The organism is Methanobrevibacter sp. (assembly GCF_045541095.1).
Classification (GTDB): domain Archaea; phylum Methanobacteriota; class Methanobacteria; order Methanobacteriales; family Methanobacteriaceae; genus Methanocatella.
Genome location: NZ_JAZQIJ010000010.1, coordinates 1 through 9242, shown reverse-complemented (window position 1 = coordinate 9242; position 9242 = coordinate 1). Strand labels below are relative to the sequence as shown.

Genomic DNA, 9242 nt, shown 5'->3' with positions numbered 1-9242 from the left:
CACAGACTGGTACCTAGTATTTACCAAACTGGCAAAAGGAGATGTGAAACTGAGTCTGTCAATACTTCCGATTAATCTGATTCTGCAGATTATATTGCTAGAGTCTGTCCAATAAATAATTTTTTCTAATTTTTTATTTTTTTATTAATTTTTTCATTGTAAATTTGCTCATTTTGGATATTAATTTCTAAAAAGTAGTTAATTATAAATATGTGAGAAGATAAATAGTTATTTAGAGCTACAAAACCAAAAACCCTCTCACAATTTATTTTTATGTATTTTGTGACACTTAAATGTTTTGGTTTTGTCAAAAAGTTTAGGTGTTTTGATATTTATGACTTTAGTTTATAATAATACTACTTGTGAACAGGCTATTTTTACTTATGCATTTTCTGGACAGAATTTGAATAAAAATAACATTGTTTTTACAGTTAAAAAGTTAGTAAGTAATTTTAAACGTGATTTTCCATTACTATTTAAAGATGATTTTAAGAATCAGGGAAGGCCTAAAGAGTATTATTTGGATGAATTATTAGGTTTTGTTGTTTATGGAGTTTATAATAATCGATTTAGTTGTAGAAGATTGGCTGATTGGATAAATAATAATGATGAATCAGTTAATTATATCTTGTATGATAAGAAACCTAAGAAGTCCATTATTCATTTGTTTTTACAAGAAAATACTTTGTTAATCAATGCATTTTTTCATTATACTGTAATTTTGGGGATTAATTTAGGTTTAATTGATGGTGAGTGCGTTGCAGTTGACGGCAGCATTGTAAAAGCCCATTCTAATAATTTTCATTTGATCAAAATTGAAGAAATTGAATTTTTACAAAATTTGATTTTTGATTATGGTGGAAACTGGTGTAAAAACAGTATTTGGTATAAAATCCACCAATATTACAATGAAAATAAAAAACATGATGAAATAATTAGTTTAATAAGTGAAATAAATGATAATTTGAATAAAAATGCTTTAATTCTTCTTAAAACTGCTTTAATTAGTATGGAGAATATGTGTTATGTTCTTGATTTATTGGATGTTTTAAAAGCAAATTATGATGGAAAACATACTATTAGTTTAACAGACCCAGAATCTAGGTGGATGATGGATAAAAAAGGAAATATGGGTTTGAATTATAATTATCAAGTTGCAGTGGACAGTAAAAATGGAATGGTTGTAGGCCAATACCTAACACAGAACGCTACGGACGCTCATGAACTATTTGAAATGTTACACGAAATAAAAATACAAATGGGAATCAATCCTAAAGTATTAGTCGCAGACAACGGATATATGAACGATAATGTAATAAAATATGCTTATGAAAACAACATAAGATTATTGATACCTGATCGAGCAGAAAGTAGCAAATCCAAACCTAAAAATAAAGAAAAACAATACGCTAAAGCAAATTTCATTTATGAATGGAAAACAGACTCATTCATCTGCCCAATTGGCGAACACCTACATTACAAAAACGATAGAAAACTAAACGGCGAATGGATGAGAGTATACTCAACAAACAAATGTAAAACTTGCCCTGTTAAAAATCAATGCACCCAAAGCAGAGTAAGAGAAATTTTCGAACCTGTCAATGATTTAAGATGGAAAATGAAAGCAGATTTCAAATCTCCTGAAGGAAAAATCTACTACAAAAAAAGAGCAAATCTAAACGAAGCACACTTCGGACTGCTAAGAAATGCACGTAATTTCCAAAAATTAAACAGAACAGGCATGAAAAATGCAGAAAAAGAACTAACAATACGCTCAATAGCACATAACATACAAAAAATACACGAAAAACTAAACGCAACACTCATTTAAACAAAAAAACAAACAAATAAAAACACACATCCAAACAAAAAACACAAAATAAACAAGCTCCAAATTAAGCAAAATAACTACAAAAATAAACCAAAATTCTAAAAAAAAGTAATAAAGTGCAATTTCAAGTGTAAAATAACTCCTGAAACTCCACTAATCTCAATCTAAGAGCAAAATCTTTTTATTTAAATTCAATCAAAAAATTGAATTATTGGACGAACTCATTTAGTGACTTTTTTTTTTTGAATTGAACTTATTAATTTATAAATGTGTTTTAAGATATTATTAGTATAGAAAATTAAATTGGTTATATTTTTTAGTTGGAGGAGGATTTATATTCCTGATAAAGATGGCCATGTAGAGCATATCTATCGTGAAAAAACCGATAAGCGTATTTTAAGGAAAAATCCATGGAAGGATTATGGATTGCATGTGACTGTTTTAATTTTGGTTGTTATAGCAGAATTAATTGGGGCTATTAATATTCCAATAACTAAAGATGTGGTTATTACAATAATGCCTTTAATATATACGATTGTTTTGGGTTTGATTTTTTATCTTGCAAAACCGATTAAATGGATTAAAAGAAAACAAGCCAGAATTGCTGAAGGAGCAATGATGCTTTTCATAGGTGTTTTGATTGCAAAACTTGCTGTTTCAAGTGGTCAATCAATCGGTTTGATATTTCAAATGGGTCCGGCTTTAATATTGCAGGAAATAGGTCACTTGGCAACTATTTTGGTGCTTCCGATTGCACTTCTTTTAGGATTTAAGAAAGAAGCAATTGGTATGACTAATTCCATAGGAAGGGAACCCAATGTAGCAGTAGTTGTAGATAAATACGGTTTTAATTCTCCTGAATCACGAGGAGTATTTGCAATATTTATCATTGGAACAGTAATAGGTACAATATTTATCAGTTTTTTAGTAACTCTTTCACTGTCTTTCCTGCCGCTGCATCCTTATGCCTTTGCAATGGCAAGTGGTGTCGGCAGCGCCAGTATGAATGCTGCTGCAATCGGCCCTACTCTTGCTGCATTTCCGGGTATGGAAACTCAGATTGAAGCTTTTGCAGGATTTAGTAATCTGCTTTCATTCTGTGTGGGTATTTATATTGTAATATTCATTGCACTTCCTTTAACTGAAAAGATGTATAACTGGTTGGAACCTAAAATTGGAAAAGAACCCTTAGTTCCAAAAAAGGAGGATAAATAAATGCCTGATTTAATTGATGGATCTGAAAATGTTTCAGTTCATGGGATTTTTAATTGGATATTATTATTAGCTATATTTTCTGTACTTACTGTCATTGGTAATTATCTGGGTTACAAACACCCTATTGCCGATTCATTGGTTGGAATGGGTATTTTGTCTTTAATCACTCTTGTCGGGGTTTGGCTTGAAAGATATGTTCCGTTAAATATTTCTTCTATTCTCTACATAAGTGTCATAGGTATTTTGCTTGCATTTCCAGGCATGCCTACATCAGAGTTTGTGCTTTACTATGTATCTAAAGTAGAGCTTTTAGCTATTGTTACTGTATTTTTAGCATATGTAGGTATTGGTATGGGAAAAAGCTGGGATGAGTTTAAGGCTTTAGGATGGAGAGCTATTATCATAACAGTTTTGGTAATTGCATCTACTTATTACGGTGCAGCAATTGTTGCTCATGTAATATTGGTCTTAACTGGTGTTCCTGCAGTTTAAATCCATTTTTTTATTTCCTTTTAATATAGGTTTTCAATCATTACTTAACTATTTAATCTACTTTTTACAGATATTATTTGTAGGTGTTTTATGTTTTTACAAAATATTTCTAAATTTATTTCCAACTATCGCTATGAGAAGGCAACTGTCGAATCGCTTACCACAGTTAAAGCGGCCTTTTTAGATTTTTTTGGGGTTACTTATAGGGGATCTAAGGAAAAGGCAGCGGAAATGGCTTTCAATACGGTTAGTGAAATATTATCTGGAAATGTTAATTTAAATTTAAAAGCTTCTGTGATTGGTAGAAATTATAAAACAAGCATATTGGATGCTGCTTTTGTAAACGGAGTTTCTGCTCATGTATTGGAATTGGATGATGGTCACAGAGGTGCTCAACTTCATTTGGGTTCAGTTATTTTTCCGACAGCCCTTGCAATTTGTGAAGCTTATGATTTAAGTGGAAGGGAATTTTTAGAGGGAGTTATAGTAGGATATGAAGTTGGAATACTTCTTGGAAAAATAGTTAATCCCAAGCATAGAAATAAAGGATTTCACACAACCGGTACCATAGGTACCTTTGTTGCAGGAGCTGTAGCCTCAAAGTTATTGAAACTTGATGATGAACAGATTGTAAATGCATTGGGTCTGTGCGGAACACAGGCGGCAGGTCTTTTAGAATCTGACCATGGGGGTTCTATGGGTAAATCTTTACATGCTGGTAAGGCAGTCTATAATGGAATATTGTCTGCTTTTCTTGCAAGAAATGGTTTTACCGGAAGTGAAACTATTTTTGAAGGTAAAGAAGGATTTTTAAAGACAATGGTTGATGATGATTTTGTCACCGAAAATTTTTCACTAAATGAGATTTTAAAAGATACCGGAAGAGTAAGGATAAGGGATATCTACTTTAAAAAATATCCATTTTGCAGACACATTCATTCATCCATAGATACTGCTTTAAAACTAAAGGCAAGTATAGGGGACGAATATGATCATATTGAAAATATTGCAGTCAAAACATATTCTGTTGCTGCACAGCACAACAATTACGCCCCTAAAAATAAGGAAGAACTGAAGCAGTCCCTTCCTTATGCAGTTGCAATTTCTCTTGTTGTCGGTGAGGTGACTGTGGATGACATTGACCAGTTAATTGAATATGGTCTTTTGGACAATTATTCTACAGTGGATAAAGTAAACAGCATTAAAAATTTGGCGAAGGGAATGATAATACTGATTGACGAGAAATTGGACGGACTGTATCCCGACAAAAGGCCGTCAAATGTAATTATCAAATTGGACAAATCATTCCGAAATGGTGTTTTTCAAAACATCACAATGCTTCCTAAAGGGGATTTTGAAAACCCATATAAATTAACAGAACTGATTGACAAGTTCAAATCTAATAATCCTCACTATAATATAAAAAATCTTACGGTTATAGATTCTCTTGAAGATTATTCTATGAGATATGTAGTAGAAAAATTGAATGAGTAGATACTATGAATAAAACAAAAGAATTTTTAAAAAAAATTGGTATCAAAGAAACTTTTGATGATTTTAAGTCTTATAAACGATTTAATGATGGCGGCCAATACCGTTTTGAAGTTCCGGGGATTCAATCTCCTAAAACAATGGATGCGCTTTTAAAAGAATCAATAAAAAACAATGTATTTATTCATAGAGTTACTCAAACCAAGGGAATAATGCTTTTAACTGATGATGAAATCCGAATGATGGTTGATTTGGCAAAAGGGTATGGTTGTGAGTTATTTTTATCTGTTGGGCCAAGGGCAACCTATGACACTTCTGCAACTGTCCATACTAAAGAGGGCAGTAGAATAGGGTATCGGCTTAGAGGATATGATAATTTAGTTTATGCCGTTGAAGATGTAAAAAGGGCATGTAATTTGGGTGTTCGCGGAATTTTATTGTATGATGAGGGTTTGCTATGGGTTTTAAATAAAATGAGGGAAAATAATGAAATCCCTTCAAATGTTCATTTCAAATTATCCGCACATGCCGGTCATTCAAATCCTGCGTCAGCAAAATTGCTTGAAGAGATGGGATTGGATTCTCTAAATCCGGTTAGAGATTTGCAAATTCCAATGATTGCTGCCATTAGGAATGCTGTAGATATGTCCATTGATTTGCATACTGAAAATCCAAAATCAACTGGGGGTTTTATAAGACATTATGAAGTTCCTAAATTTATTGATGTGGCTGCCCCGGTTTATTTAAAGACTGGCGGTTCTGTTGCCGCTAATCATAATTGGGACACTACAGAAAAAGAAGCAATAGCGCGTATAAAGCAGGTCATGCTTGTTAAAAGAGTCATTGACAAGTATTCTCCGCAGGCTATTGCGTCTCCAGAAAAATCCGAAGATTTATCTATTCCTGAGTGATTTTATGAATATAATAAATGATATTGCTGATTCTATAATAAAAGCCTCAACATATCTTAGTGAAGACAAACTGAAGGCGTTGAGTAAGGCTATTGAAAATGAAGACAATGAAAACGCCAAATGGGCTTTGACTCAGATACTGGAAAATTATAGGGTTAGTCAGAAAACCCAATTCCCCTTGTGTGACGATACTGGAATTCCTCATGTGATAGTTGAAATGGGTCGTGAAAGAGAACTTTCAGGGGAATTGATTAATCAAATTAATAAAGGTATCAGTAAGGGTTTAAATAAACTTCCTGCAAGGCCAATGGCCGTAAAAGGTAATGATGTAGAAAGAATTGAACAGAGCAAGGGTTTATTCAAACGTCCGGGGAATTTAAAACCTGCTTCTATTTTAATCGACACTGTCGATGAAAAGTCAACATACAGCAGGAAAGTATCAGATGATACTTTAAATCTTCATTTCATTCTTGAAGGCGGGGGACCTGAAATACGTGCAAAAACATATAGGGTTTATCATAAAAGAACTTTTAATCATGTGATATATACCGTTATAGAATGGCTTGAGGATTCATTAAAACAATTGGGCTGCACACCATCCATTCCTTCAATTGGTATTGGAAGAACTCACTATGAGGCAAATGCGCTTCTTTTAAAGTCGATTGCATATGGAAATTTGGATGTGCAAAGCAAGGCTGAAAGACATGTAACCAACAAACTGAATGAAACTGGGATCGGCCCAATGGGATTGGGTGGAAAAACAACGGTATTAGGTTCCTTTATAAACATTGGAAATCAGAGGGCAAGCGGTGTAAGAATTGTCAGCATAAGGCCGTCATGTTTTGTCGAACCCAGAGTCGCAACATTAAAGTTATAAAATCAATAAATTTAAAATAATAAAATGAGGGTGCAGTAAAATGCAAGAAAATAATTTCAGGGTAAATCAACATTCTTTAAAAACAGCTATATCTCGTGTGGAAAAAAACAAAATTGTTACAAGAGGATATAATCAAAGGGATTTGATAGAAAAAATTAGATATAGTGACATGATTTTTTTACTTTTAAAAGGCAGATTGCCGACTATTGAGGAAGGAAAGATTTTCAATCATGTTCTGGTTTCCTTCTGCGATCATGGTGCAACTCCGCCCAGCACTCAAACGGCCAGGCTTATTGCATCTTCAGGATCTCCATTGAATTCTGCTGTTGCAGGTGCATTACTGTCATTTGGACATAATCATGCTGGAGCTATTGAAAAAACTATGGAATTGTATCAATCTAAAATTAATTCCATTTATGTAACTGAAGATTCCGACATAGACAATAAGCAGATTGCCAGTTTGGCCATTGATATTTACAAGGAATATGTGCTTCAGGACAGAAAGGTGCCGGGTTTCGGCCACAGGTATCATAATGTTGATCCTAGAGCAGATAAACTGATGGAAATTGTGGTTAACCGTGGTTTTATAGGCCCCCACATTAAACTGGCTTTGGCTCTTGAAGATTTGATATATCAAAAAAAGAAAATCAGACTTAATGTCGACGGTGCAAATGCCGCTATTTTATCTGATTTGGGATTTACTCCGGATTTAGGTTTGGGAGTTTTCATAATAGGTAGAATTCCGGGCATTATTGCCCACATTCATGAAGAAAATATGGATGAAGAAGAATTTAGGCGCTTTTGCGATTTAGATGACATCATATATGAAGGAGGTAGATAAAATGGAATTTATTGACGTCATAACAGAAAGATATAGTGTAAGAGGATTCTTGGACAAAGAAGTGGAACAGGAAAAATTAGACTATATTTTAAAAGCAGCAACATTAGCACCAACAGGTGTAAACAGCCAGCCTTTTAAGGTATATGTCATTGACACAAAAAAACACAAAGAAGAATTATCAAAAATTTATGGAGCAAAATGGTTTGTAGAAGCTCCGATTGTTTTATGTGTAGTCGGAATAAACAATGAGGCCTGGACAAGGCCATGGGACCAAAAGAATATAGTTGATATCGATGCAACTATCGTAATGGACCATATGATTTTGGCCGCTCAGGATGTAGGTCTTGGAACCTGTTACATTGGAGCGTTTAAAAAATATGAAGCTCATAAGTTCTTAAACCTAAAAGAAAATGAGGAACCAATTTTATTTACTCCATTAGGGTATGGTAATGCTGAACCTCGTGATACTCCAAGAAAAGAATTAGATGAATTTGTAGTGTATATGGATTAAAATGAAATTAATGATTCTTGGTGCAGACAATTCCAAGGAAATGGAGAATATTTCCGAGGAGTTGTCCCAAAAAAAATTTAAGCTTCTCGAAAAGGATACAAAATTCATTTTGATGAGGCGGCGCAGATTTGGAAATCTTTTGATACATGCAGTATGTCTGATATTGGCATTGTCTGCCTTTTCTGTACTTATTTTCATTAATGTAGCATATTTCATGTATTCCTATATATGGGCTTCACCTACAGTACTGATAACCACCGAAAAGGTTTCTGATGAAGGTGATCCATTGGAATTCAATAGTATGGATGAAGTTTTAAACAAAGCAAATGCTATTCTATAATTTCATCTACACTATATTCTTCAATTTTTCTCACTATCAGCGGATTTTTGCTGTTGAGGTATTCTGATTCTTCATCTAGTTTTGCATCGATGAGTACTGCATCAGATTGGGGTTCTGCAAAAAAATTCATTATATCTGATAAAAAGTCGTCGTAGTCCTTTTGAACCTTTTCATCACTAAAACCCAATTGGGGAAGTTCATTTGTCCATAAATCATGACCTGGTGAAAATTTTTTATCAACGACTTTACTGTTTTTCATTTCACCGTCTAAGGTTAGTGAAAAGTTTTTGTTTAAAATTATCCAGACTGCTCTTTCCATGTATAATCTTTTCAATATAATGATATAAATATCATGAAGTTTAATAGAAAAGTAAGTGTTATTATGGCAAATGTTAAAATGTTTAAATTATTAGGTGTGGCACTAGCTTTAGTGTTGATTGTATGGGCAATCACTCCATTTTTAAGGCATCAACCGATAACAAATGAGGTTATTGCCACTGCGATAGTGCTTATTTTAATTGCTGTAGCATATTTGATTATACTGTTTAACCCAGGATGGACCAAAGCTGTGTTCTTTTTTGAGGGAATAATTATTGGTGTAGTTGGGTATATGATTTTAGACTCTCCATACAATATTGAATTTGCGGTAATTGGTTTAATTATTATAATAATAGCAATTCTAGCATATTTGCAAAAACTGCCCCCTAGTATATTGAAATGGTTCTATAGATAA

11 protein-coding genes and 1 pseudogene are annotated in these 9242 nt (G+C 33.3%); 11 read left to right on the top strand and 1 reads right to left on the bottom strand.

The genetic code is table 11. The features are described 5' to 3' along the window. The 10 genes and pseudogenes from ACKI2P_RS00420 to ACKI2P_RS00375 all read left to right on the top strand — a co-directional run. Positions 1–100: pseudogene (locus ACKI2P_RS00420) on the top strand (arsenic resistance protein); the annotation flags it as partial. A gap of 234 nt (positions 101–334) precedes the next feature. Further along, on the top strand, positions 335–1831 hold the full coding sequence (locus ACKI2P_RS00415; RefSeq protein ID WP_407374174.1) for a transposase: 1497 nt from the start codon (positions 335–337) through the stop codon (positions 1829–1831). Positions 1832–2140: 309 nt separating this feature from the next. Beyond that, positions 2141–3046: a DUF3100 domain-containing protein gene (locus ACKI2P_RS00410; RefSeq protein WP_407374175.1), complete on the top strand. Its 906-nt coding sequence runs from the start codon at positions 2141–2143 to the stop codon at positions 3044–3046. Next, positions 3047–3538 (top strand): hypothetical protein, encoded by a 492-nt coding sequence (locus ACKI2P_RS00405; RefSeq protein WP_407374172.1) that lies wholly within the window; start codon positions 3047–3049, stop codon positions 3536–3538. Positions 3539–3628: 90 nt separating this feature from the next. After that, positions 3629–5032 (top strand): MmgE/PrpD family protein, encoded by a 1404-nt coding sequence (locus ACKI2P_RS00400; RefSeq protein ID WP_407374170.1) that lies wholly within the window; start codon positions 3629–3631, stop codon positions 5030–5032. A gap of 5 nt (positions 5033–5037) precedes the next feature. Beyond that, positions 5038–5940, top strand: coding sequence for a peptidase (locus ACKI2P_RS00395; RefSeq protein WP_407374168.1), 903 nt, complete (start codon positions 5038–5040; stop codon positions 5938–5940). Positions 5941–5944: 4 nt separating this feature from the next. Next, the gene (locus tag ACKI2P_RS00390; RefSeq protein ID WP_407374166.1) at positions 5945–6817 is read left to right on the top strand and encodes a fumarate hydratase; all 873 of its coding nucleotides are present in this window, start codon (positions 5945–5947) and stop codon (positions 6815–6817) included. Positions 6818–6857: 40 nt separating this feature from the next. Continuing rightward, the gene (locus ACKI2P_RS00385) at positions 6858–7658 is read left to right on the top strand and encodes a citryl-CoA lyase (protein ID WP_407374164.1); all 801 of its coding nucleotides are present in this window, start codon (positions 6858–6860) and stop codon (positions 7656–7658) included. 1 nt (position 7659) lies between these two features. Then, complete coding sequence (locus tag ACKI2P_RS00380) at positions 7660–8169, top strand: nitroreductase family protein (protein ID WP_407374162.1); 510 nt, start codon at positions 7660–7662, stop codon at positions 8167–8169. Between the two features lies 1 nt (position 8170). Continuing rightward, on the top strand, positions 8171–8509 hold the full coding sequence (locus ACKI2P_RS00375) for a hypothetical protein (RefSeq protein ID WP_407374161.1): 339 nt from the start codon (positions 8171–8173) through the stop codon (positions 8507–8509). Here the strand turns inward: ACKI2P_RS00375 and ACKI2P_RS00370 are convergent. After that, positions 8499–8828, bottom strand: coding sequence for a hypothetical protein (locus tag ACKI2P_RS00370; protein WP_407374159.1), 330 nt, complete (start codon positions 8826–8828; stop codon positions 8499–8501). The genes ACKI2P_RS00375 and ACKI2P_RS00370 overlap by 11 nt on opposite strands. 63 nt (positions 8829–8891) lie before the next feature. Here ACKI2P_RS00370 and ACKI2P_RS00365 point away from each other — a divergent pair, with 63 nt between their 5' ends. Next, a complete protein-coding gene (locus ACKI2P_RS00365; RefSeq protein WP_407374157.1) occupies positions 8892–9242 on the top strand; it encodes a hypothetical protein in 351 nt (116 codons plus the stop codon).

Coding starts and splice junctions, on each gene's coding strand:
- ACKI2P_RS00415 (WP_407374174.1), top strand. CDS start 335: ATGACTTTAGTTTATAATAATACTACTTGTGAACAGGCTATTTTTACT.
- ACKI2P_RS00405 (WP_407374172.1), top strand. CDS start 3,047: ATGCCTGATTTAATTGATGGATCTGAAAATGTTTCAGTTCATGGGATT.
- ACKI2P_RS00400 (WP_407374170.1), top strand. CDS start 3,629: ATGTTTTTACAAAATATTTCTAAATTTATTTCCAACTATCGCTATGAG.
- ACKI2P_RS00395 (WP_407374168.1), top strand. CDS start 5,038: ATGAATAAAACAAAAGAATTTTTAAAAAAAATTGGTATCAAAGAAACT.
- ACKI2P_RS00390 (WP_407374166.1), top strand. CDS start 5,945: ATGAATATAATAAATGATATTGCTGATTCTATAATAAAAGCCTCAACA.
- ACKI2P_RS00385 (WP_407374164.1), top strand. CDS start 6,858: ATGCAAGAAAATAATTTCAGGGTAAATCAACATTCTTTAAAAACAGCT.
- ACKI2P_RS00380 (WP_407374162.1), top strand. CDS start 7,660: ATGGAATTTATTGACGTCATAACAGAAAGATATAGTGTAAGAGGATTC.
- ACKI2P_RS00375 (WP_407374161.1), top strand. CDS start 8,171: ATGAAATTAATGATTCTTGGTGCAGACAATTCCAAGGAAATGGAGAAT.
- ACKI2P_RS00370 (WP_407374159.1), bottom strand. CDS start 8,828: ATGGAAAGAGCAGTCTGGATAATTTTAAACAAAAACTTTTCACTAACC.
- ACKI2P_RS00365 (WP_407374157.1), top strand. CDS start 8,892: ATGGCAAATGTTAAAATGTTTAAATTATTAGGTGTGGCACTAGCTTTA.